Genomic DNA, 24,288 nt, shown 5'->3' with positions numbered 1-24,288 from the left:
TTCCCCCTGAAGCCTCGCTCCAGATGATGAACCTACTTTACTATCGCCAAATCGAAAGACTAAGATGCTTATCATTGCGTTATTATCAATGAATTGTTGATAGTGTCCGAATACTAAAGATACAGGACCTCCTATGGATCGCATCAATGCCATGCGCGCTTTCGTTACGGTGGTGAGCGAGGGCGCCTTCACCCGCGCCGCCGATCGGCTGGAAACGTCCCCACAGCTGGTCAGCAAATACGTTTCTCAACTTGAGCAACATTTGGGTGTACGTCTGCTCAACCGAACCACCCGCAAGATCCACCTGACCGAAGCGGGAACGAGCTATCATCAGCGAGCTCAACAGGTGCTGAACGACATCGATGAAATGGAAAGCCAAATCGGAGACCTGCAAACCCGGGCTCAGGGTCTATTGCGGATCAGTGCACCTGTCTCCTTCGCTATCCGTCACATGGCACCGTTGCTGAGCGAGTTCCAGAAAGCCCATCCGGGCGTAGGTATCGATCTGCAGCTGAACGACCGCAAAGTCGATGTGGTTGAAGAGGGGTTCGACGTAGTACTGCGGATCGGCCATTTGAAAAGCTCCTCATTGATCGCCAAACGGATTGCTCCGGTGCGAATTGTGATGTGCGCCTCTCCGGCCTACTTGAAACAAAATGGCACCCCCCAACACCCGGAGGATCTTCAGGGCCACCGTTACCTGCGCTACAGCTACATAGAGCTGGATTCCAGCCAATCCTTGCACCGGTGGTTGCAAAACAACGGCCAGAACAACAGCAGCGGCATGACCAGCAACAACGGCGACGTATTGGTCGAATCGGCTATTTCGGGAGCAGGGATCGCCCTGCAACCCACGTTTATTTCAGGCCCGGCAATCAAAGAGGGAAAGCTGCAGGTTATCCTGCAAGAGTATGAACTGGAGCCCATGGGGCTCTATGCGGTGTATGCACATCGGCAACTGCTGGCGAGTAAGGTTCGGAGCTTTATTGACTTTATTGACGGGTATTTTGGTGACCCACCCTACTGGGATTGAGTTCCGCCCCGTTTAGCTTTGCTATCTCTGCAGCCGTTAACCCATTTCTCTTCGCCTTAAGGTATCTCAGGTACGCGGGAATGTGTGTTTTACCCATGTATTTATCAAGATAGGGTAAGAAACCGGCGTAGTTGCCTTTGAACTTGGCGTGATGAAAATCGTGATAGACGGGGCCTTCATACACGGGGAGAAGGTGCACAGGGTTCCACGGGATATCATAACCAATATGGCCATCTGCGCCTTCTATCTGCCGGATAACCACCCACAGCCAGATCACATAAACGTGCGCGCCGAGAAGAACTGGCCCAATCAAGGTCAACGTTGCTGTCAACGAATATTCCAGCCAGTGCACGTAGTTACCGTTAATGCCGCAGGTATTTCGAATTCGGTGATGTACGCTGTGCACGTTCCGGAGCAACCATTTGTTCTCGTGCATGTACCGATGCATCCAGTAATACAGAAAGTCGTCCAGCAATACGAAAAACACCAATTGGGCCAAAATCACATACCAGGCCGGCAACTCGGTGTTGTGCACAGCAGTAAGTTTTAACAATGGCCAGCTCAGCACCAAAAGCGACGCCAGGATAATGTTATTTATAAGGATGCGCCCAAGTGAGGGCAGCAAGAATTTCCTGACCTCAAACGGCTTCTGCTGAATTTTATATTTCCTCAGCGACACCGGATCTAACCAGGCAACGATCGTCCAGGGCGTTGCGACTATCAGGAACGCAACCATGCTGATGGCTAGAGTGGCCATGGGGAACTGCCAGAACCAGGGATCGTTATAAAACCCATCCCAGTATCCGAATACATTCATAATCGCTCCAGAAAACCTGAACTCATGGATCACCTACGGCTGCAGAAAACCCAGGTTTACTGCTTGCGCTGCACCGAGCCAAAGCTCAAGTCACCATAGGTGACTGTTGGCCTGTAGCCCGGGAATGCGGGAATGCTCCGGCGCGTAGCAATCCGGCCCAACCCCGTTTTCGCTAGTCACCTTTAGGCCTTCCGGGGTATGTGCCACAAAAGAATGGTTGCCCACGGTATGGCCAGGTGTGCGGATCAGCGCCAAGCCTTTGCCAATCATCACATCTCCTTCAAGCTGAATGATGCGATCTTCCGGGACACCGGCCAGGCCATTAGGGCAGTACCAGTCAAATTGTGGCGGCATCAGAAAGTTGGCGGCCGTCCACTCCTCTTTCATCACCAGCAGTTTCGCATTAGGAAACAAACCCGGAGTGTTGGCATCGCCTAGCCAGCGACGAATATCCTGGGTATGCAGGTGGTCGTAACTGATGTAATCCACGTCTTCTGGTGTTAAGCCAACCTGTTGAAGACAGTCCTCTACAGTATTGATTTCGGGCGCGATAAACTTCCTCACCAATTCCTTGAGCGGCCCTGCCCTGTCGATCATTTTCTTGAAATAGGGAGTTTCTGCATTTGCTTCAGCATCTGAAGGCGACAGCAGTATCGTTTTCACGCCCTCTTCGCTATCAACCTGCACTATAAAAACGCGATTGAGAATATGAATAAACGGTGTGGGAACAACTTTGCAGTTCAGGAAAGCGTATTTGCTGGGGTATGGCACGTTCGAGCCCCATCGAAATGCGTGACCGGCTTGATGATACTGCCGTCAATAGCGCTGCTTTCAAGAATGCTGCTCATACGCCACCCCTTTTGTAACCGTATTCGTATCGTTGAATAGCTGACTGAAAAGCATCTTAGCCTGACTTATCCGCTCTTAATTGTTAGATTACGAATATAAATTGCTAAAAAACGACACCAATGAACAACCACTCGTCTTCAGATGCTTCCGTTAGTCATCCTGCCAACTATGTGGTCGGGCCTTACATTCAGCCTGTTCTGCTGGCTTATCTGCAGCAAGGCGGTCGCCTCTCAGCGCTTGCCGATGCGGCCTCTGTCACCGACCTCTGGATGATTAACCCGCCGAAAAAAGTAATCGTAGATGAGTACTTTCGGCTGTTTCTCAGCGCCAGTGATCTGCTACAGGACCCTCTGCTCGGCATAAAGACAGGGCAAAATGCCGGTCTGGAAAACTTTGATGTGTTGGGGCAGGCTCTGGCCAATATACGCGCCAAATCCTTAACGCTGCGCCACGCACTGCAACAGGTTATGGCATTGGAACGTCTGGTACACCGCTTGGGCACCTCTCGCTTGGAGTCGGATGGCGGTAATGTGCGCTTTCTCTGGCGCGCCAACTTCCAGCAGCACAAGGCAGCTCGGCTGGTGTGTGAGAGTGTGCTGGCAGGCATTATTCATCTGGCGGAACAACTGACCGGTCGACTGATTCCGGTGATGGAAGTGTGCTTTGTGCACGCAAGACCCGCAGATTATCAGGCGGAAACATACCAGCAGGGGTTCAGAGCCAGTGCCGGTTCAGCCAACCCCATAACAGCATCATGATTGCTGCAGACGTATTGGCTTGGCCTTTGAAACACATAGCGCGCCCTTCGGTTGTTGAACCCTATGCCGGCCAAGTAGTTGAGCAGGTGAAAAACCAACTTGGAAAAAACCTGACAAACAGCCCAAAACTCTCACAAATTGCGGCTATTCAAGGGCAAAGCGAGCGCGGCCTGCAGAGGCAACTGACGCAGCAGGGAACCAGCTATCAAAGGCTATTGGCGGATGTTCGTCTGCACCATGCAATGGATTATCTGCAATATTCGAATTTGAGCATCTTACAGATCAGTCAGCTGCTCGGCTTTAAGGAACAAAGCTCGTTTAATCACTTCTTTTTGCAGGGTTGTGGTGTGTCACCCAAAAAATGGCAGGAAACTAATAGAGCCCTGACTGTTAGCCGTCACCTCAAGTGAGGTTACTTGACAGGAAAACACGTCGAGAACTCGAATAAGGGCTGTCTATGCTATTGATGGCTATGATGTGCGACCAAAGTCGCTTTTAATTACCGATTTGGTCGCATTTACAGCGTTACGCCTACACTGAGATCCTCAGTACAAAGCAATAATACGAGGGTGAAGCAATGAAACAGTATCAAGGCAAGTGCTTTTGTGGCTCAGTACAGTTTCAGGTCAGTGGCACGCCGGAGGCGATGGGTTATTGCCATTGCGACTCCTGCCGGCGTTGGTCAGCGGGTCCGGTGAACGCCTTTTCTCTGTGGCCATCCGATACATTTAAGATTCTGTCAGGAGCCGATCAGATCGGCGAGTTCCATCTCACCGAGAAAAGTCACCGCAAATGGTGCAAACAGTGCGGTGGTCATATCTTTAGCGATCACCCAGCTTGGGGTTTGGTAGACGTGTATGTTGCAAACTTGCCACAGCTAACATTTGAGCCCGCTCTTCACGTGCACTATCAAGAGTCGGTGTTACCAATCAGAGACGGTTTACCTAAAATGAAAGATATGCCGGCTGAAATGGGCGGCTCAGGAGAAACGCTGCCTGAATGAGGGTGCAGCGTTAGCCACACAATGAACCTGCCAAGGGCTGGCTCGGTCATTGTTTCAGTTTGCGGGCAGCAAGCTCGTCAGCAATGCCCGCAAACGGTTGGGTTTTACCGGCTTGTTCAAAATAGGCAGGTTCTGGGCTCGCATTTGCTTGCGCAATTCATAGCTGCAATCTGCAGTAACCAGAGCGGCAGGCAATGGCTTACCCAGTAATGTGCGTACAGCCTCAATCGCCTGCCAGCCTGTTTTTTTGTCATCAAGATGATAGTCGGCCAGCATCGCAGCCGGCAAATCTTCTGCCTGCCGAAGGTATTCCAGAGCCTGGTGTTCGTCAGGGCTGGTAATCACTAAACAGCCCCAACGCTCCAACAACAGCTTCATACTCTCAAGTACGGCTGGCTCGTTATCAATTACCAACACGCGCAGACCCGCAAAGCTTGGCCCTGTCGCAACCACAGGCAACTCGATTTTTCTGGCTGCGTGCCTATCCAACGGTAGTTGCAGCGAAAATCGTGACCCCCGGCCCGGCCGCGACACAACGTCCATCTGGTAGCCCAATACCGACACCATACGGTCAACAATGGCCAAGCCAAGCCCAGCACCTTGGCGTCCGCCCGTTCCCTGCGGCAATAGCTGATGAAATTCCGTGAAAATATCCTGCAATTTGCTTTCTTCAATGCCTACACCGGTATCCCACACTTCAATGCGCAGGCTATCGTGACGGGCCCGCAAAGCCAACAGAACACGCCCACTAAGTGTGTAGCGGAAGGCATTACTCAACAAGTTGCGAAGAATCCGCGTGAGCATGCGCTGATCCGTTTTCGCCAGGGCCGGGATAGTGCGCACCCGTAGCCCAATGCCGGCGTTCGCCGCCACGGCTTCAAATTCATCACCCAAGCCCTTGGCCAAAGCGGCGATGTCGGTCATAGCCAAGTCCGGCACCATTGCTTGCTGATCCAGTTTTGATATATCCAGCAGGTCGGCCAGCAAATCCTCTGCACCCTCCAGGGCGCGGTGCACCTGATGCACCATCCGCGCCTCCTCTGCCGGCAGTGCGCTGTCTTGCAGTGCCGAAATAGTCAAGCGCGCGGCGTTCAGAGGCTGCAGCAAGTCATGGCTGGCCGCTGCCAGGTATTTGTCTTTGCTGCGATTTGCATCCGCCGCTGCCTTTGCTGCAATCACCAATTCACGCTCAACCTTTTCGCGTTCGCCGATTTGGAAATGCAACCCAACGTTGGCATCTTGCAGCGCTTGGGTGCGATCTTTTACCCGGCATTCGAGGTCGGCGTTAATCTGTACCAGTTTTTCCCGCGCCTGAACTCGCTCGGATATATCGGCCACGAAAGCTTCAACCACCTCTGGGCCTAAATCGGGCCTTCTTAACAGAGTGATTGCCACATTCACTGCGGTGTTGTCGGCACGGCGCAGGCGAATCTCACGCGCATTTATGCTGCCATTATCAAGTAATTCCTGGCGCAGCGTGTCGAACTCACTGGCACTGCAAAAAAGCTGCTCACGCAAACGAATCACACGGGTTTGCAGATCCTGAGGACCTGAGTACCCGCAAATTTTAGCCATGGCCGGATTGCAGGCTAAAAACCCGCCCCGCAAATCACCCTGAAAAATGCCGTGTAACGCCTTTTCGAACAGCCATTTGTATCGGTTCCGCTCTTGCTCAAGCTCCTCTATTTGCTTTTGCAATGCCGGGTAGTAGTTCTTGCGGGCAGACTGACTGCCAAGCCCCAGCAGGTCACTAATGCCATAGTCACCGGTTCGCTCAGAGGGCTTCTTCATACACAACCTGAACGTCTCTGAGTGACGACTTACGGGGATTGGTCAGAATACACGGATCCTGCATTGCAAAGCCCGAAAGCGACGGGATGTCAGACACGCTTACGCCCAGCTCAGAGAGCTTCGCCTCCAGGCCGACGGTGCGCTTGAGCAGGATGATGCGATTCATCAGTCGCTTCTGAATTTCGATCTGGCTCATACCACGGGTATCAATATCCATAGCTTCCGCAACCCGACGGAAACGTTCCGCCGCAGAACGGAAGTTATAAGCCACCACGTGCTCTAACAGCATGGCGTTACACAAGCCGTGGGGTAAATCCAGAAAACCTCCCAAACTGTGAGACATGGCATGCACAGCCCCGAGGATTGCGTTGGAGAATGCCAGACCGGCCTGCATCGATGCCAGCATGATCTGCTCTCGCAAATACGGATCTGCGGTATTCGCTACCAACGGCTCCAGATTGCGGTTAATCAAACGGATGGCTTCGAGGGCATGAGAGTCTGTCAGTGGCCCGCTACCGGTAGATACATAGGCCTCTATGGCGTGCACCAGAGCATCTACCCCTGTGCAGGCGGTCAAATAGCTGCTCATGGTTTCGGTCACTTCCGGATCGATCAACGAAACATCCGGCACAATCGCCTTGCTGATGATGGAAAACTTGAAGCGACGTTTGGGGTCAGAAATGATCGCAAATTGTGAGACATCGGCCGAGGTGCCGGCGGTTGTCGGAATCAGGATCATTGGTGGTGGGGGGTGGTTGATGGTGTCCACCCCTTCAAAATCCAGAATGTGTCGACCATCACTGACAACAATGCCAATGCCTTTGGCGCAGTCCATGGGGCTGCCGCCGCCGATCGCAACAATCACGTCACACTCTGAAGATTTGTAGAGCTCTGCGCCAGCCATCACCTCATCAACCCGGGGGTTAGCAGAAACCCCAGTATAAACCGTGGTGCGTATGCCTACATCGGTCAGCAAGGTAACGATTTCGCCAACCCAGCCGGCTGCCGAAACCCCCGGGTCGGACACCAGGAATACATGCTTGCCACCGAAATTACTGGCGAAGTTGGCAACTGACTTGCGTGACCCGGCCCCAAATACAATCTCTGGCGAGACAAACTTTCTTAATGCTGATATGTCGTGACCCATGAAAATGCACTCAACGCTGTATTTGTTTTTATCGTAATAGTTGAGAGCTTAACTCAAGCTCTCTGCGCATTCATTGGCCTTTCGGCTATGCCTTTGATAAAAGCGATAGAGTCCCTCAAGCATGGCGGCCTGATTCGCCTGCTGTAAAAAGCCATGGCCCTCGTCTTCAAACCAATGCAGCTCCGGGGCCTGCCCGGCTTTGTGCATTGCTGACACCATGGCGCGAGTTTGCTCCGGCACAACCACTTTATCCTGCCCTCCCTGAAAAAAAATTACTGGCGCGACCATTTTTGCCGCGCGCAGCCTGGGCGTGCGCATTTTCCAACGCTGTGGATATTTCTCGGGATCGCCTAGAAGCCAATCCAAATAACCGGATTCAAAGCGGTGTGTTACGCGCCGCAACTGGGCCGGATCAGTGACTCCAAACAGGCTGGCACCGGCGCTGTAGCGCTGATCTGTGGCCAATGCCATCAGCGCCGTGTAGCCACCGGAACTGCGACCTTGAATGAATACTCGCTGGGGGTCTGCCCACCCAGCGTCAACCAGGCAATCCACTGCGTGCGCCATGTCTTCTACATCCAACTCACCCCACCGTTCCGCCAAGGCTAAGCGGAACGCACGGCCAAATCCACTACTGCCGCGGTAGTTCACCTCGGCTACGGCAAAGCCACGCTGGCACCAGAATTGTATCTGAGGATTGAACACCGGGTAGGCCGCAGAAGTAGGCCCACCATGGGCTACGAGAATCAATTTGGCTGGTTGTTTATCCGCCGTCAGTGGTGCATAAAAAAAGCCCTGTGGAGGCTCCAGCTCTGGCCCGCGGGCGGGCGTTCTGAATGCTACCGGATGCGTCAGAGCGTGCCCGGGAAGTGCGGGCTCCCCACCGGCAATAACATGGGGCTGGGCGCTGAGCGGATCGATACGAAGAACCGCATCAAGACGATGTGGCGACTTTGCGATCGCGTAAAGCATGCCGTTAGCCGTGCACAAGCTGCGAAAATCGCTAAATTCCGGCGAAATGCGCACCGGCCCTGAGAGATCTGGACCCGAGAGCCACAACTCACCGTAGCCGTTGTGATAACAGACACGGGCCCAACAATCGCCAGGCAACGGGCAGTGGTGACGTTCACCGAGCTGCCATGGCGCATTGGCGTGATCTCGTTCGGGCGCAGCCAGAGCTTTCAGCCAGCCGCTTTCTGCGTTTTGGTAATCCACCTGCCAGGGTTGCCACCACCCCTCGTGGTCAGACAAAACCCACAGCGCCTGGCCGGAAAAAACCGGCTGTTGAATAGAACCTTCATTGGGCGATGGATGGCTCTGAACCTGCTCTAGCGTGCCACTTTCAGTAACATCTGCAGTCCATAGACGGGTACGTAACCAAGGCATATCAGGCAATTGCCAGCTCACCCAGGCAATCTTTTTACCATCGGCTGTGAGTGCCGGTGCACCGTAAAAATCTTCACCTTCATGCAGCACCGTCAAGCCGCCTGTGCGCGCCAAAGCCACCAGTTGCTGTCGACCCTCTGCAACGCCCTCCCCCGTTTCACGTACCGCCAGCACACGCTGTCGCAACGGATCTGACACCAGGCCGCCATAAGCCGCTGTATCGGTGGTCAGCACTTGGCTGCGAGTCTTTTCGCTGTCGATAAAACAGATTTTCTGACCGTCACTGACTATAAAGACGCCGTCCGGGGCCGCTGCCAAAGCACCGCCGCCGTATCCATTCACCCGGCTGCGAATACTTGGGGATGGCGTGGTTAATGGGACCGAAGCCTGGTCGCGTATCCACCAAGCCCGATTCACGCCACTGTCAGGGTCACTTTGCAGCCAGAATATGCCTGCTTGCGACGCCACCAAACCGCTGCGCTGGATGTAACCCGCGCACGCCTCAGTGGCGCTCAGCAGCCCCGCGGGCGGCTCAACTGCGGAAGAACAAACGGGAGTTACCGGCGTTGCGATAGGTCAGCTCCTCTATACCTGCGGTAGCATGGTCAGCGGCTTGGCGCGCGGCCAGAATGCGATCGTGATGGGGCGACTTACCACACACAGGGTCTGCGTTGTCGGCATTGCCGGTAAGCAAAAATGCCTGGCAACGACAGCCGCCGAAGTCTTTTTCCTTTTCATCACAGGACTGACACGGCTCTGGCATCCAGCTATCGCCACGATAATGGTTAAATCCTGGGCTGTCGTACCAGATGTGCTTCAAGTCTTTATCGCGCACATTGGGGAAGTCGATCGGCAGCAGGCGGGCGCTATGGCAGGGTAAGGCGCTACCGTCGGGAGCCACCGTTAAAAAAATACTGCCCCAACCGTTCATGCACGGTTTTGGGCGTTCTTCATAATAATCGGGGGTCACAAAAATCAGCTTCATGGCCGAGCCTTCATCCAACAGCCGGGCCCGATTCTGATTCACTTCATACTCCGCCTTTTCCAGCTGTGCCCGCGACGGCATCAGCCCTTCGCGGTTCTTGAAGGCCCAGCCGTAGTACTGGCACGTGGCCAATTCAACGTAATCTGCTCCCAGGCGATCACACAACGCGACTATGTCATTCATCTGATGGATGTTATGGCGATGAATCACAAAGTTGAGAACCATGGGGTAGCCAGCCTCTTTCACCGCACGGGCCATCGCCAACTTTTGCTCAAACGCCTTGCGAGAACCCGCAACGGCGTTATTCAATTCCGGATCTGACGCCTGAAAGCTAACTTGAATATGATCCAACCCGGCTTCGGCAAACGACTCAACTTTGGCTTGGGTCAGCCCTAAGCCAGACGTAATCAGGTTGCTGTAGTAACCCAGATGTCGAGCCTCGGCAATCAGCTCGCCCAAGTCCTGGCGCACCAACGGCTCGCCCCCTGAAAATCCCAACTGGGCCGCACCCATTTCACGCCCCTGACGCAAAACACTAACCCACTCCTCCGTGCTGAGCTCGTTCGCGGTCTCGGCAAAATTCAGGGGGTTTGAACAGTACGGGCATTGCAGAGGGCAACGATAGGTCAGCTCGGCGAGCAACCACAACGGGGGCCCAATGCTGGCTGGCTTGTGTTGTATCGAACTGGAGGTCAGAGAGGTCATGTGAGGTCAATCCAGTGTTGCTGTCTGGCGTGCTCCAGAAATTCAATCACGTCGTCTTCCAGAGCACCGGCTTGAGGAAACGTAGCCTTTAACGCAGCCACAATATCCTGCACGCAACGCTGGCCGTCAATTTCGCTCAGTACCGCACCGGCGCTCTCGTTAAGCTTCACCATACCCTCAGGGTACAGCAACACATGACCGTTCTGTGCGGGCTCCCACTGAAACCGAAACCCGCGCCGAAAACGAGGGGTGTCTGTCGTTTTGATCGCATTTTCTGCCAGATTTGCCATTACAGCCCCCGATGCCAGATTTGCTGGTCGGTTACCGTGTGAAACGGTGGTGTGTTGTGGCTGTAGGCCATCGTAAGTGCGTCCAGAAGGCTCCACAAAATATCCAGCTTAAACTGCAGAATATCCAGGGCTCTGGCCTGCTCGGGGGCAGTGGTGAAATGTTCAAGCGTTATCGCCAGGCCGTGCTCCACATCGCGACGGGCTTCCGAGAGGCGCTTGCGGAAATAGTGGTAACCAGACTCGTCTATCCACGGATAATGCTGCGGCCAACTGTCCAGGCGAGACTGGTGAATTTCCGGTGCAAACAGTTCCGTAAGAGACGAACACGCGGCCTCCTGCCAGCTAGCGCGGCGGGCAAAGTTCAGGTAGGCATCTACCGCAAAACGCACACCTGGCAGCACATGACGCTGGTCAATCACCTCTTTTCGGGTAAGCCCTACAGCCTCCGCCAAGCACAGCCAGGCTTCGATGCCGCCTGCATCTGAGTTGTGACCATCGTGATCAAGAATGCGTTGCAACCACTGTTGGCGAACCTCGGCATCTGGGCAATTAGCCATAATGGCGGCGTCTTTACGCGGAATCATGATTTGGTAATAATACCGGTTGGCTACCCAGCCCCGGACTTGTTCAGGGCTGCATTGTCCGCCATACATGGCCCGGTGATACGGGTGGTGAATATGGTAATACTGCCCCTTGCTGCGCAGCACTCGCTCAAACTCTGTCGCGTTCATGGCAGTATTGACGATGGCGCTCATAGCTTCTCCGACAGATCAATATGCATTCCGTCCCAAGCCACATCGATGCCGTGCTGAATCAATTGCGCTCGCTCATCAGAGTCTTCATTCAGAATCGGATTCGTGTTGTTGATGTGGATCAGAATCTTATACTTGGCGGGCACAGAATCCAGTACCTCAATCATCCCGCCCGGGCCACTCTGGGCCAGATGGCCCATGGCCTGACCGGTTTTGGTGCCTACTTTCTGGCGGATCATTTCGTCGTCGTGCCACACCGTGCCATCCACCATCAGAACGTCGGCTTTGCACATCCACTGCAGAATGTTCGCATCGGGCTTACCTAGCCCGGGAGCGTATAGCACAGTGTTACCCGTACGTGTGTCCTCGATAAAAATGCCAATATTATCGCCTGGGTGGGGCTGATCCCTTCGCGGCGAATACGGCGGCGCATTACTCAACAGGGGAATAGCCGTCAGTTTCAGATTCGGGGCGCAAGGAACAACAAAGGCTTCTGGCGCTCCGTCATCAAGCGGGATTTCTTGCCAGCGCAACCCACCGTTCCAGTGCGCTAGCATCGGGAACAGCGGAAAGCCGGAACTGAGGTCTTCGTGTACCTGCGCCGTACACCATAGATCAAGTGGTAGCCCTTCTCGTAGCGTTAACAGGCCCGTCGTATGATCCACCTGACTGTCCATCAGCACCACGGCCTCAATACCGGTATCACGCAGGCGCGCGCCGGCTGCATAGCGGGAAACGATGCCAACTGAGCACAAATATCGGGGGAAGCGTTGATCAGAATCCAGCGCTCGCCATCTTCACTGACGGCAATGGATGACTGAGTGCGTGCACGAGCGTTAATAGTGCCCTTTCGCAAACCATCGCAATTGGCGCAGTTGCAATTCCACTGAGGAAAACCGCCACCTGCCGCCGAACCAAGAACCTGAAGATACATAAACAGAAGCTCCGAAAGTAAAACGGCCGGCGCCTGGGCGCTGGCCGCTTCAGTCTTCAGCGGTTGGCGAAGTACATAGTGACTTCGAAACCAATACGCAGGTCTTCATAAGCTGGTTTTGTCCACATAATGCTCACCTCTTTTGTCATGATTATTTGGGCATCAGGAAACGTTCGGTCATGGTCACCGCATCCCCAAAACCCATCCTAAAGGCAGCCGCAAGTCTCCAACATGGTACTTTCGCACTGTTTTAAGGTCGTCTTAAGTTGCAGTTTGGCAGCAATTAAAGGGCGCGGAGCGATACAACAGCAATGTTGAAAAGCAAAAAAGGCCCACGAAGGGCCAAAAGAGAGCGACACACATGTCGCGGGGTCTCAGCAAAAACACCCCGACAAGCGCCGGGGAGAAAAGGCGCACGTTCCCTGTGCAGTTTACCAACCAACCTGTGTGGAGGAGGTGGCCGGCAGCATTACAATCAGAAAAAGCCCAGCGGATTAATGTCGTAACTGGTTAGCATGCACTTGGTTTGCTGGTAGTGATCCAGCGCCAGTTTATGGGTTTCGCGACCAATACCGGATTTCTTGTAACCGCCAAAGGCGGCGTGGGCTGGGTACGCGTGGTAGCAGTTCATCCACACCCGACCGGCCTGGATCTGGCGACCCATGCGATAGGCAACATGGGTGTCACGGGACCAAACTCCTGCACCCAGACCAAACTCGGTGTCGTTAGCGATGGCCAGAGCCTCTTCCTCGGTTTTGAAGGTGGTTATCCCCACAACCGGGCCGAAGATTTCCTCCTGGAACACGCGCATATTGTTATCGCCCTTAAACAGCGTGGGCTGGATGTAGAAACCGTTAGCAAACTCGCCTTCCAGGTTTTCACGGCCACCGCCGGTCAACACCTGGGCACCTTCCTGTTTGCCAATTTCAAGGTATGACATGATCTTGTCGAACTGCTCCTTGCTAGCCTGAGCGCCTACTTGCACGTCGGTGTCCAGTGGGTTGCCGCGCTTGATTGCCTTGGTGCGAGCGACCACTTTTTCTATAAATTCGTCGTACATGTCTTCCTGCACGATGGCGCGAGAAGGACAGGTACACACTTCACCCTGATTGAAGAAAGCCAAAACCAGACCTTCCACACACTTATCGATGAATTCAGGCTCAGCCTTCATCACGTCAGAGAAATAAATGTTTGGTGACTTGCCACCCAGCTCCACGGTAGAGGGGATGATGTTTTCAGCCGCGCATTTAAGGATGTGCGACCCAACCGGTGTCGAGCCGGTGAAGGCGATTTTAGCAATACGCTTGCTGGTTGCCAGCGCCTGGCCGGCTTCAATGCCGTAACCGTTAACTACGTTGAGCACACCCGGCGGCAGCAGGTCTCCGATGACCTCCATCAACACCAGTATGCTCGCAGGTGTCTGCTCGGCCGGCTTCAGCACGGTACAGTTACCCGCCGCCAGGCATGGGCCTAGCTTCCAGGCGGCCATAAGAATTGGGAAGTTCCAGGGGATAATCTGCCCGACCACGCCTAGCGGCTCGTGAAAGTGGTACGCCACGGTGTTGTTATCAATTTCTCCCATATGACCTTCCTGGGCGCGAATGCAACCAGCAAAGTAACGGAAGTGATCAGCGGCCAATGGAATATCGGCGTTCAGGGTTTCACGGACGGCTTTACCATTGTCCCAGGTTTCCGCCACTGACAATTTTTCGAGATTAGCTTCAATCCGATCAGCAATTTTCAGAAGGATATTTGAGCGCTCTTGCGCTGAAGTGCGTCCCCATGCGGGGGCTGCCTTGTGCGCCGCGTCGAGTGCCAGATCGATATCTTCAGCAGATGACCGCGGGATTTCACAAATCACATCACCCGTTACAGGGGTAATGTTATCAAAATATTGCCCTTTTACCGGGGCAACCCATTCTCCGCCAATGTAATTTCCATAGCGGGATTTGAAAGAAACGACGGAACCTTCCGTTCCTGGTTGTGCGTAGATCATGGCTTCAACCTCATGTTTTGTTTATCGCGCGCCAACGGGAGGGCAATCGCGTTTACCCATCCAATGTAGACACTAACTCTCACCCATTGAATGCTGCGATGGGGGCGAAAAACTCCTCCCTTGGTAGTAGACACCAGCCGACCCGTATTGCCCGCGGCCTGCTGGTGTCCACTTTCATCGCATACAGGATTTACTGGCTCGCAACACGGTCCTTCGGCAGTTTAAAGGTCCAGACCGTGCCACCCTGGTTAAAGTGCTTGACCACTTTGGCCACTTCACCTCCCCAAAGCGGAACCGCACCACCCCAGCCAGAAGCCACTGAGACAAACTGCTGGCCGTCCATCTGCCACGTAACCGGGGTACCAACCACACCGGAGCCGGTATTGAACTTGTACAGCTCTTCACCTGTTTTGGCATCAAAGGCTTTCAGGTAGCCCTCTGGCGTACCAGTGAACACCAGATCACCCGCTGTAGTCATTACGCCGCCCCACAAAGGCGCGGGATTTTCATAGCGCCACACTTCCTCACCGGTTTTCGGATCCATGGCGCGCAAAACGCCAATATAATCGTCGTTAGCAGGCTTGATTGTGAAACCGGCGCCTAAGAATGCCCCGCCTCTTTTATAAGAAACCGGCTCATTCCAGATATCCATAGACCACTCGTTGGAGGGCACATAGAACAAGCCCGTTTTCTGGCTGTAAGCCATGGGCATCCAGTTTTTGCCACCGAGAAATGCCGGTTGAGCTACAACTGTTTCGCCTTTGCTTCCATCCATGCCGGCAGGATCACCCGGGCGCCCACCTTCGGCATAAATAGGCCGCCCGGTTTCGGGATCAAGCCCCGTAGCCCAGGTAATCTTGTCGACAAACGGGAAGCCACGAATGAAGTCACCGTTTTCACGGTTCAAAACATAGAAGAAGCCATTTCGATCAGCTGTGGCCGCAGCCATGACGGTTTTTCCATCTTCCTCATAGTTAAAGGAAATCAGCTCATTTACACCATCGTAATCCCAGCCGTCGTGGGGCGTGGTCTGGAAGTGCCATTTGATGCTGCCATCATCCGGATCGATAGCCAGCCTTGAGGATGAGAACAGGTTGTCCCCCGGGCGCAGGTGCGAGTTCCACGGCGATGGGTTACTGGTACCAAAAAATAGCGAATCTGTGTCCTGATCGTAAGTGCCGCCCAACCAAGGTGCTGCGCCGCCAGTCTTCCACATGTCGCCGGGCCAGGTGCGTCCGGCTTCGCCACCAGAAATACCATTTTCAACTTTCTCGCCATCTTCGTACACATACCCCATGTGGCCTTCAACCGTGGGGCGCGTCCAGACCAGGTCACCGGTTTCAGCATCGTAGGCTTCCACTTTGCCAACAACGCCGAACTCACCACCGGCTACCCCGGTAATTATTTTGCCCTTTATAATAATTGGAGCAGCAGTGATGGCGTACCCTGCTTGGTAGTCCGCCACCTTCTTGATCCACTCAGGCTTGCCTGTATCCTTGTTCAGTGCCACAAGCCTGGCATCCAGAGTACCGAAATATACTTTGTCGCCGTAAAGGGCTACGCCGCGGTTAACCACGTCACAGCAAGGCATGATGCCATCGGGCAGGCGAGCATCGTACTGCCAAATCTCTTCGCCGGTTCTTGCGTCAATTGCGTAAACGCGGGAATAGGAGGCGGTCACGTACATCACGCCATCCTTTATCATGGGCTGGGATTCCTGGCCGCGCATCTTTTCGCTACCGAAGGAAAATGCCCATGCGGGCTGCAAATACTGAATATTATCTGTGTTCAAGTCTTCAAGCGTGCTGAACCGTTGCCCTTGAGTACCCATACCATAGGTAACAATGTCTTCTGGCGTGTTGGCATCGTTGAGGATATCTTCGTCGGTTACGGCCTGGGCGCCGCACGACACTGCCAACGCAAGGGTGCTGACTGCAATGCGAATGCCGAATCTGTTCAATCTCATGGTTGCGCTCTCCGAGTCTCTTGTTGTCGGTTTTCGGTGAACCGGGAAGTTTTCCCGCCTCTATGCAGATTCTTCGCTTTGCCTGCCCAATCAACAATGACTCCCCAGCAGTGGTTTTCTCATCACTTGGTCGTACGACCCAAATAGAAAAGCCCACGCTAAATGCATGGGCTTAGTCCAAATCCAGTGTGTTGCGTTTGTCGCAACCGACCTCAGGGCCGACCCTCAGCTTGTGCAATCGCTTCGTCGCTCAGGAACTCCCGGTAATACTGAGGGACGCTGTAACGCAGGCTAAACTGAGAAAATAGCTCGTTTAGCTCGCCAGACTGCACAAACTTGCCAACTATATCCTCGAGGGCATAACCCAGCTGTCGGTGTGTGTGCTTGATCGCCATGCCCACATCCCAAACCTGCTTGTTAATACCCGGGAAACCATTGCCTGCGTGTTTGAACTCACTGTTTTTAGCGTTTGCTAATTGATAATCAATTTCTGCGCGCATGCCCATAACGGCGCTCACTTCGCCATCGCGCATAGCCCCGAACGCCTCCTCCACGTTTGCGTAATGGCGCACCTGTTCGCGTAAGCGGCCATTTAGCCCGGATGAAAGATAGAAATCCGGCAATGTGTCAATTTCCACGCCAATCGGGTGGTACTGGAACATTGCAACAGTATCTACCGAGTCCATCTTCTGCGGGTTGTAAGCAATCTGCCAGGTTTCCTGCTGGTAGGGCCCAAACAGCACCACCTGTTCGTTCATGTATTCGCCAGTGGAATCCTGCATATAGGCATATTGTTTATCGTAAGGCACCCGCATCATCACATCCGCAAGGCGCTGCTTAGCCAGGTAATGACCTTTCCAGACGTTGTTGCGCAGGTCGTCCCCCAGGTTTTCATCCGGCACAATCCAGTGCACTTTGAAATCCACACCCATGGCCTTCGCAATGCGCTTGCCAAGTTCCACATCAATGCCCTGCGGTTCGCCGTTCACAGTGTAAGAGTAAGGTGGGAAGTTCTGGTAAACGCCCACCTTCAAATAACCGGACTCAAGAATAATGTCGTAAGTGCGTTCTGCGGGCCGGTTCAGCAGCGCGTTGCCATCGTCCACTTCCTGGGCAACACCCGTTTGCAACAGCAACATCAATGCTATGACTCGAAAGAGCGCTTTCATTATTTTTTCCTCAAACGGCGGCAGGCCGGCGCATAGCCGACCTGAAACCAGACCTTTGAATTTCGAAACCGACGCCACTCACTCAGGCTTTGGCAGCGATTCGACATAGGTTCTGATCGCCCAGATTGCATTCTGATCCAGGGTTTTTTTCCACGCTGGCATACCACGATCGGTGCCCTTGAGAACGCGGCCCATGTAGTACTCGTCGTCCCATTCCGTGAGCTCGCGCAAATCTGGTGTTAACCCTCCAGACATCGCCCTTATCCCGTGACAGCCGGCGCAGTTGCCGGCATAAGCACTTTCACCAATCTGCACCGCCAGAGAATTTACATCACCGTGTGAGCCGCCCTTGCGGAACGGGTTTTCTGCCAGGATTTCATCTCCCAAAACGGGAAGGTTACCTGTATCCACCGGCTGAGGAGTGACATTGCCGTGCGCCATCACCAAGCCCGATGCTCCTAGCAGGGCCGCCGTTGTCAGCGCTTTGAGTGAGAAGGAAATTTCCATTGCACTTACCTTTGTTGATTTCTCGTGCTCTGGCGATTGGATTTATGAGATGCCAGTTGCTGGTAACCAGTCTAAAAAGCTGAGCGGCCAATCCGAATGCCACTTTGGGGGCTTCGGCTTAGTTCCTTAGTCGTAGGCAATCAGGCGAAAGCCAAAGCACGAGTACCTCAGAAGCTCACTGGAAATTCGCGCGTTATCAGCGACAAAGCGAGCAACCGGGCATTTATCCCGGTTTTTAATGAAATCTTCCCGGTTATTGAGTGAATTTTGCCGTCGCCGCGTGCGTGGCTCACAGCTAATACTCAATGCGTCGCCAACAACAGCGAAGACGCCACAACAAAAATGTGAGGAATGAGTATGAAAATTCACAGTCAAAAACACCCACTGATCCGCGGAATCGGCCTGGCCCTACTTCTTGGTTCGACAGCCGGACTGGTTGCCGTTGAAAGCCATGCCGCCGGAGTAACCTGGGAAAACATTGCCAACGATGCAGAAACCACGCACGACGTGCTGGGTTACGGCATTGGCCCAAAAGCTCAACGCTACAGCCCCATGACCACACTGAACCGTGACAACGTGGAGCGCCTGGTTCCGGCCTGGTCGTTCTCCTTCGGTGATGAAAAACAACGCGGACAAGAGTCTCAAGCCTTGGTTCACGATGGGGTTATTTACGTGACAGCGTCCTACTCACGAATCTTCGCCCTGGATGCGAAATCTGGCAAGCGCCTCTGGGAGTATAATCATCGCCTGCCGGAGGGCATTCGTCCGTGCTGTGATGTGGTTAACCGCGGTGCTGCAATTTTCGGCGACAAAGTATTTTTCGGCACGCTGGACGCAGGCATCGTGGCGCTGAATAAAGATACCGGCAAGGTGGTGTGGCGCGAAAAGTTTGGCGACCATGAGGCGGGCTACACCATGACCGGTGCTCCCACCCTGGTGAAAGATCAGAAGAGCGGCAAGGTCCTGCTGATTCACGGCTCCTCCGGCGATGAGTTCGGTGTTGTAGGCAAACTCTATGCGCGTGATCCGGATACCGGCGAAGAGGTCTGGATGCGACCCTTTGTGGAAGGCCACTACGGCCGCCTGAATGGTGAAAAGAGTACACCCACCGGCGACCCTCGCGCACCCAGTTGGCCAGATGACCCCACAACCGAAACCGGTAAGGTCGAAGCCTGGAGCCATGGCGGCGGCGCACCCTGCAAAGCGCCAGTTTTGATGCCGAAACCAACACCATCATTATAGGCGCCGGCAACCCGGCCCCGTGGAACACCTGGAAGCGCACTTCTCCCGGTGGCAACCCGGCGGATTATGACAACCTTTACACCTCCGGCCAGGTAGGTGTAGACCCCACCACCGGCGAGGTGAAATGGTTCTATCAGCACACACCTAACGACGCCTGGGATTTTTCCGGTAACAACGAACTGGTGTTGTTTGAATACACCGAAGACGGCCAAACGGTAAAAGCCACCGGCCATGCAGACCGCAATGGTTATTTCTATGTTGTTGATCGGGCCAACGGCGATTTCAAGAAAGCCTTCCCGTTTGTCGACAATATCACCTGGGCAACGAGCATTGGCGACGATGGCCGCCCAGTTGAGGCAGAAGGGCAGCGGCCGCCACCCGTGCCAGAAGGTAAAACCCGTGGCGAACCCGTTGAAGTATCGCCACCATTCCTCGGTGGCAAAAACTGGAACCCCATGGCCTATAGCCCGGATACAGGCCTTTTCTACATTCCAGCCAACCATTGGAAAGAGGATTACTGGACCGAAGAGATCACCTATAAAAAGGGGGCTGCCTACTTAGGGCAGGGTTTCCGTATCAAGCGCATGTACGATGATCACGTTGGTATTTTGCGGGCCATGGACCCGATTACTGGCGAGATTGAATGGGAGCATAAAGAAAACATGCCGCTATGGGGTGGCGTGCTTACCACCAAAGGCGGGCTGGTGTTTACCGGCACCGGCGACGGCTACCTGAAAGCGTTCAACTCAGAAACCGGCGAAGTTCTTTGGAAATTCCAGACTGGCTCCGGCGTCATTTCATCCCCGGTCACTTGGGAAATGGACGGCGAACAGTATGTTGGCGTGGCCTCGGGTTACGGCGGTGCCGTGCCTTTGTGGGGTGGCGATATGGCTGAGCTGACCAAGCCTATTTCACAGGGTGGCTCGTTCTGGGTATTCAAGCTGCCCTCCTGGGCGCAGGCTTCTAACTAATCCTCCCCTGACTTGGGCCTGGTGATGCGCACCTGGCCCTATCTTAGCCACTTTCTTGTGGAGTCTGCCCTATGAAACCGTTTATTTACGCGTCGCTTCTGTTTCTTATAACGCCGGTCATGGCCGGTGATTACATGGCCGACGAAGATCAACCGCCGGTTATCAATGGTTGCGTGCTGAAGCAGAAAACCCAATGCCCAGGGGCGGATCTCCAGGGCGCTGACCTTTCCAACATGGACCTGCAAGGTGCCAACTTCGAAGGCGCGGACTTCAGTGCAGCCAATCTCAACCACGCCAGCCTGCGCGGTGCCAACCTTGACGGTGCCAATCTTGATGGAGTTAGCGGTTATCGGCTGCAAATGTATCGCGGAAGTATGCGCGGTGCCAAAGTGCGCAACGCCGAACTTCAGGGCATGCAAGGCGAATACCTGTTCGCTCAAGGCGCGGATTTCAGCGGCTCTGATCTCACCGGAGCCAACTTTGCCTTTTCACGATTCGCCGGCGCAACCCTGCAAGGCAGTAATCTGTCTTACAGCAGCTTTGAGATTGCCTGGCTACCAAAAGCAAATCTGCAAGGCGCCAACCTGCACGGGGCCGATCTCCAGGAAGCCAAGTTAGGCCTGGCCAATCTAGCCCAGGCTGACCTGACCAATACCCGTATTCACTACGCCACCTTCGAGGGTACTTACATGGAGGGTTGCACCGGCTGTCCTTTTGACTGGTAAAAACATCCACACCGGGTCAGAGCCTCTGACCCGCCCCCATTCGGCCATAACGAACCAAGCCGGCATCCACGGCAAGGTGAATCAGTTCCACAGGTGAACAAACCTGTAATTTGTTTTTTAGCAATGCCAAGTGATTCGACACGGTTTTATTGCTGATACAGAGCCTGTCCGCGATGCCGGCGATACTTTCACCACGGGCGTACATTAGTAATACTTCCATTTCGCGCTGGGTCATGTCTTTCAAACGCTGATCCACAGGTCGTTCGCTGTTCATCGCAAGGCGAGTTGCTATGGGGTGCTCAATATACGGCTGGCCGGCAGCTACCCGCCTGACCGCCTCTACAAGCTCCTCGGGTGCGCAGCTTTTAGACACAAAACCCAGGCCGCCCACATCCAGCGCCTGACGCACCATAGGCAGTTCATCGTGCATGGTAAAAAACAGAATAGCCGCTCCATGCCAGCGTTGGCGGATGCGCCGCCCCACCTCTAACCCGGATATATCCGGCAGCCCCATATCCAGCAACAACACATCCGGCCGGTTCTGTGCATAGTGACTGAGGGCCTCTTGGCCATTTTCCGACTCAGTAATCACAAGGCCAGGAATCATCGAGCGAAGAAGGTTGGCGATTCCCTGTCGAACCACCTGGTGGTCGTCAACAATCATTAATTTCATAGCATGCCTCCACTGACACAGGGCAGCCCCAACGGTACCGTGAGCTTTATTTGGGTACCTTCGCCGACCTTACTTAAAAACTGGGCACGACCACCCAGGCATCGAGCCTTTCGCGCATAGAGCGCAAGCCCAACCCAGCTTTTTCGGGAAAGTCGTCGGCACCCACTCCATTATCACGCAACTCAATATGCAGCTGATTGGCACTCTGTTGCACCGCCAGCATGGCGCAAGTGGCATTAGCGTGCCGCGACACATTATTCAACGCTTCCTGCAAAAAACGATACAAGTGCGTTTGCTGTGCATCGCTTAATTGCGCCAGCGGATCATCCATCGTCAGCTTACAATCCAGCCCACTCAAGTGCTGCCACTGTTCGGCCAAATGGCGAATAGCGCCCGCCAGCCCCAACTGCTCCATCACCAACGGATGCAAATCCTGAAGTAGATGACGAAAATGTTGCTGAACAGTTTCGCAGTGCCCCGCAAGATCCCGGGCCTGCTGCCTTTGCCGCTCGTTCAAGTCAGGGTCGTAAACCCAACTTCTGGCCTGGGCGCGAATGCCGGTTAAATACTGGCCCAAGTCATCGTGCAATACCCGAGCGATGTGCTCGCGCTCTTTGTCCTGTAGCTGTAACAGCTCGTTCAAAAGGCGGCTCACGGTTTTTTGCTCGCTCTCAAGCGCCGCCACCATGTCGTTAAAGCGCAGCGCCAATGCGTCCAGTTCGACAACACTTTGCCGCGATAAGCGCGACCCCAACTTGCCCTCGGCCACTGCGGCCATGGCGCTGGCCAGGTTTGCAAGAGGACGTATTCCCTGTCCCACCATCCAGAACAACGCTATAAAACACAGCGCCATGCCCACGGCGTATGATGCTGATATCAGCAAAAATCCTTCCCAGATTTCCTCCACCTCGTCAGCCGGGTCTATGCGCCACCCGTTAACCACCTCATAACCTTGACTTCCGGCTACTGTCGATTCAAACCATCGCGGCACCTCCTGGATAGGCGCCAACCCGGTTATCTGCGCAGGGCGCATGTGCCGCAAGGTTTCGGCGACGCCGGACGGTAAGGTTTCCGGCGACCCCAGGGCCCGTGCCAGGCTTGTTACCGCCGCCAACTCACGTTGGACGTCATGACGCGCTTGATGCACATAAAACACCGCACCCAGTAGATAGGTCGCGATAAACAGCGCTAGCATCAGCAGAAAAATTTTGCGAAAGGCGGTCATTAGTTGATCCGTTCAAGCACATTGAAAACCCTACCAACCATGCTAAACAGGCTGCTTCAGACCGGAATAGTCCTTTAGTACTGGCAGTTTGCTACTTTCTGAATATTCCCGGAACTTTTTCCCTTCTCTAAGCTGGTCGGACAATAAAATCCGGAGAGTCCCATGTTCCGACCCACATCGGTGATTGCCGTGCTCGTTTTCAGCATGCTGAGCGCGCTACCAATCCACGCGGCTGACACGATCGCTGTAAAGATCGGATATATACAGTGGGCGCCAGATCAAGGCCCGGTGTTGTCCAACGTGCTTCCAGAGCCCGAAGATGCCGGCCTGCGAGGCGCCGAGCTGGCTATCAGTGATAACAGCACCACCGGTAAATTCATGGGCCACACTTATACACTCACATCCAAGGTGGCCGAATCAGAGCAGGCGGCGGTAAAGGCTTTTGAGGCTCTGCAACAACAAGGGGTTGAGTTGTTTGTTATCAACGCGCCGGCCAGCACCCTAAATGCGATGATGGACAAGGCCAGCCCCGCTACGCTGGTATTCAATTCCGGAAGCTCAGACGACTCACTGCGCGCCGATGAGTGCCACCCCAACCTTCTGCACACACTCCCAAGCTACGCCATGCTGACCGATGCCCTAGGCCAATGGCTGAAAATGCGGCGCTGGAGCCAAGTGTTCCTGATTACGGGGCCAACTGCAGCAGACCAGGCTTGGGCCAGCGCATTTCGCCGCTCAGCTAAACGCTTCGGCGTAAAAATCATAGAAGACAAGCCCTGGACCTTCGATTCAGATCTTCGACGCACCGCATCCAAAGAGTTGCCACTGTTCACTCAAGCTAATGATTACGATGCGGTGGTCGTGGCCGATGTGCGCGGTGACTTTGGTGAATACGTGCCGTTCAACACCTGGTTGCCGCGCCCAGTGGTCGGCACACAGGGTATGTCGCCTGTGGCCTGGCATCGCGTTGTAGAAAGCTGGGGCGCCGCGCAGTTACAGAGCCGCTTTTACGATTTGGCCGGCCGGGACATGACCAGCGCAGATTACGCGGCATGGGCGGCGATTCGATCCTTGGGAACTGCGGTTACTCAGCTTGGCGAAGCCGACGCCAATAATCTTCGCAGCTTTATTTTCAGTGACCGCTTTCAATTGGCCGCGTTCAAAGGCCGCAAGCTGACCTATCGCTTGTGGAATGGCCAACTCCGACAACCCATTCCGCTGGTCCACCCTAGAGGTCTGGTGGCAAGTGCACCATTCGAAGGCTTTATTCATCCGAAAACGGAAATGGACACCCTCGGGCTAGATGAGCCAGAAAGCGCGTGTCGTATCAACGGCTGACCGCCTGTGCGTTCGCCATCCAGAAT

21 protein-coding genes and 2 pseudogenes are annotated in these 24,288 nt (G+C 54.3%); 7 read left to right on the top strand and 16 right to left on the bottom strand.

Features of this window, described 5'->3' with window-relative positions; all coding sequences use genetic code 11:
- The first annotated feature begins 133 nt into the window (after positions 1-133).
- Positions 134-1,033, top strand: coding sequence for a LysR family transcriptional regulator (locus BCA33_RS08955; protein ID WP_071265112.1), 900 nt, complete (start codon positions 134-136; stop codon positions 1,031-1,033).
- On the opposite strand, the gene BCA33_RS08950 is transcribed toward BCA33_RS08955, so the two are convergent.
- Both BCA33_RS08950 and BCA33_RS08945 read right to left on the bottom strand, forming a co-directional pair.
- The gene (locus tag BCA33_RS08950; protein WP_071265109.1) at positions 993-1,850 is read right to left on the bottom strand and encodes a sterol desaturase family protein; all 858 of its coding nucleotides are present in this window, start codon (positions 1,848-1,850) and stop codon (positions 993-995) included. The two genes, BCA33_RS08955 and BCA33_RS08950, sit on opposite strands and share 41 nt — an antisense overlap.
- A 90-nt stretch (positions 1,851-1,940) precedes the next feature.
- A complete protein-coding gene (locus BCA33_RS08945) occupies positions 1,941-2,621 on the bottom strand; it encodes a hypothetical protein (RefSeq protein ID WP_175469736.1) in 681 nt (226 codons plus the stop codon).
- Between the two features lie 197 nt (positions 2,622-2,818).
- On the opposite strand from BCA33_RS08945, the gene BCA33_RS08940 reads away from it, so the two are divergent.
- The 3 genes from BCA33_RS08940 to BCA33_RS08930 all read left to right on the top strand — a co-directional run bounded on the left by BCA33_RS08940 (position 2,819) and on the right by BCA33_RS08930 (position 4,460).
- Entirely contained in the window at positions 2,819-3,457 is a 639-nt protein-coding gene (locus tag BCA33_RS08940) for an AraC family transcriptional regulator ligand-binding domain-containing protein (protein ID WP_071265108.1), read from the top strand.
- Positions 3,454-3,867, top strand: coding sequence for a helix-turn-helix transcriptional regulator (locus BCA33_RS08935; protein ID WP_071265106.1), 414 nt, complete (start codon positions 3,454-3,456; stop codon positions 3,865-3,867). Before BCA33_RS08940 ends, BCA33_RS08935 begins: the two co-directional genes overlap by 4 nt.
- 167 nt (positions 3,868-4,034) lie before the next feature.
- Positions 4,035-4,460 carry a GFA family protein gene (locus BCA33_RS08930; protein WP_071265104.1) on the top strand — a complete coding sequence of 142 codons (426 nt, stop codon included), beginning with the start codon at positions 4,035-4,037 and terminating at the stop codon, positions 4,458-4,460.
- A 54-nt stretch (positions 4,461-4,514) separates the two neighbouring features.
- Here the strand turns inward: BCA33_RS08930 and BCA33_RS08925 are convergent, their stop codons facing one another.
- From BCA33_RS08925 to pedF, 12 genes and pseudogenes are all read right to left on the bottom strand, one after another.
- The gene (locus BCA33_RS08925; RefSeq protein ID WP_071265102.1) at positions 4,515-6,251 is read right to left on the bottom strand and encodes an ATP-binding protein; all 1,737 of its coding nucleotides are present in this window, start codon (positions 6,249-6,251) and stop codon (positions 4,515-4,517) included.
- Positions 6,235-7,398: an alcohol dehydrogenase-like regulatory protein ErcA gene (gene ercA, locus BCA33_RS08920; protein ID WP_071265100.1), complete on the bottom strand. Its 1,164-nt coding sequence runs from the start codon at positions 7,396-7,398 to the stop codon at positions 6,235-6,237. Before ercA ends, BCA33_RS08925 begins: the two co-directional genes overlap by 17 nt.
- Positions 7,399-7,446: 48 nt before the next feature.
- The gene (locus tag BCA33_RS08915; RefSeq protein ID WP_071265197.1) at positions 7,447-9,252 is read right to left on the bottom strand and encodes a prolyl oligopeptidase family serine peptidase; all 1,806 of its coding nucleotides are present in this window, start codon (positions 9,250-9,252) and stop codon (positions 7,447-7,449) included.
- Positions 9,253-9,316: 64 nt separating this feature from the next.
- Positions 9,317-10,474 (bottom strand): pyrroloquinoline quinone biosynthesis protein PqqE, encoded by a 1,158-nt coding sequence (gene pqqE / locus BCA33_RS08910; protein WP_071265098.1) that lies wholly within the window; start codon positions 10,472-10,474, stop codon positions 9,317-9,319.
- Entirely contained in the window at positions 10,471-10,764 is a 294-nt protein-coding gene (gene pqqD, locus BCA33_RS08905; protein ID WP_071265096.1) for a pyrroloquinoline quinone biosynthesis peptide chaperone PqqD, read from the bottom strand. The genes pqqE and pqqD overlap by 4 nt, the downstream gene beginning before the upstream one ends.
- Positions 10,764-11,519, bottom strand: coding sequence for a pyrroloquinoline-quinone synthase PqqC (pqqC, locus tag BCA33_RS08900; RefSeq protein WP_071265094.1), 756 nt, complete (start codon positions 11,517-11,519; stop codon positions 10,764-10,766). Before pqqC ends, pqqD begins: the two co-directional genes overlap by 1 nt.
- Positions 11,516-12,450, bottom strand: a pseudogene (gene pqqB, locus BCA33_RS08895) (pyrroloquinoline quinone biosynthesis protein PqqB). Before pqqB ends, pqqC begins: the two are co-directional and overlap by 4 nt.
- 56 nt (positions 12,451-12,506) lie before the next feature.
- Entirely contained in the window at positions 12,507-12,578 is a 72-nt protein-coding gene (gene pqqA, locus BCA33_RS19760) for a pyrroloquinoline quinone precursor peptide PqqA (protein ID WP_007153157.1), read from the bottom strand.
- 347 nt (positions 12,579-12,925) lie between these two features.
- Positions 12,926-14,446, bottom strand: a complete 1,521-nt coding sequence (locus BCA33_RS08890; protein WP_071265092.1) for an aldehyde dehydrogenase family protein — start codon at positions 14,444-14,446, stop codon at positions 12,926-12,928.
- A 190-nt stretch (positions 14,447-14,636) separates the two neighbouring features.
- Positions 14,637-16,412, bottom strand: a complete 1,776-nt coding sequence (locus BCA33_RS08885; RefSeq protein WP_071265090.1) for a PQQ-dependent methanol/ethanol family dehydrogenase — start codon at positions 16,410-16,412, stop codon at positions 14,637-14,639.
- A 212-nt stretch (positions 16,413-16,624) separates the two neighbouring features.
- Positions 16,625-17,581, bottom strand: coding sequence for a transporter substrate-binding domain-containing protein (locus tag BCA33_RS08880; RefSeq protein WP_071265088.1), 957 nt, complete (start codon positions 17,579-17,581; stop codon positions 16,625-16,627).
- A 78-nt stretch (positions 17,582-17,659) separates the two neighbouring features.
- The gene (gene pedF / locus BCA33_RS08875; protein WP_071265086.1) at positions 17,660-18,088 is read right to left on the bottom strand and encodes a cytochrome c-550 PedF; all 429 of its coding nucleotides are present in this window, start codon (positions 18,086-18,088) and stop codon (positions 17,660-17,662) included.
- Between the two features lie 357 nt (positions 18,089-18,445).
- Between pedF and BCA33_RS08870 the strand changes: the two are divergent.
- Together BCA33_RS08870 and BCA33_RS08865 are read left to right on the top strand one after the other, a co-directional pair.
- Positions 18,446-20,301: pseudogene (locus BCA33_RS08870) on the top strand (methanol/ethanol family PQQ-dependent dehydrogenase).
- A gap of 71 nt (positions 20,302-20,372) precedes the next feature.
- Positions 20,373-21,026, top strand: coding sequence for a pentapeptide repeat-containing protein (locus BCA33_RS08865; RefSeq protein WP_071265084.1), 654 nt, complete (start codon positions 20,373-20,375; stop codon positions 21,024-21,026).
- Positions 21,027-21,042: 16 nt separating this feature from the next.
- Here the strand turns inward: BCA33_RS08865 and BCA33_RS08860 are convergent, their stop codons facing one another.
- Positions 21,043-21,699: a response regulator transcription factor gene (locus BCA33_RS08860; protein ID WP_071265082.1), complete on the bottom strand. Its 657-nt coding sequence runs from the start codon at positions 21,697-21,699 to the stop codon at positions 21,043-21,045.
- Between the two features lie 73 nt (positions 21,700-21,772).
- A complete protein-coding gene (locus tag BCA33_RS08855; protein WP_254774284.1) occupies positions 21,773-22,924 on the bottom strand; it encodes a histidine kinase in 1,152 nt (383 codons plus the stop codon).
- Between the two features lie 162 nt (positions 22,925-23,086).
- On the opposite strand from BCA33_RS08855, the gene BCA33_RS08850 reads away from it, so the two are divergent.
- A complete protein-coding gene (locus tag BCA33_RS08850; RefSeq protein WP_071265080.1) occupies positions 23,087-24,262 on the top strand; it encodes an ABC transporter substrate-binding protein in 1,176 nt (391 codons plus the stop codon).
- Positions 24,263-24,288: the final 26 nt, after the last annotated feature.

This window comes from Marinobacter sp. AC-23 (assembly GCF_001858325.1).
GTDB lineage: Bacteria > Pseudomonadota > Gammaproteobacteria > Pseudomonadales > Oleiphilaceae > Marinobacter.
The sequence above is the reverse complement of the archived record's forward strand: the minus strand, read 5'-3'. Positions and strand labels throughout refer to the sequence as shown.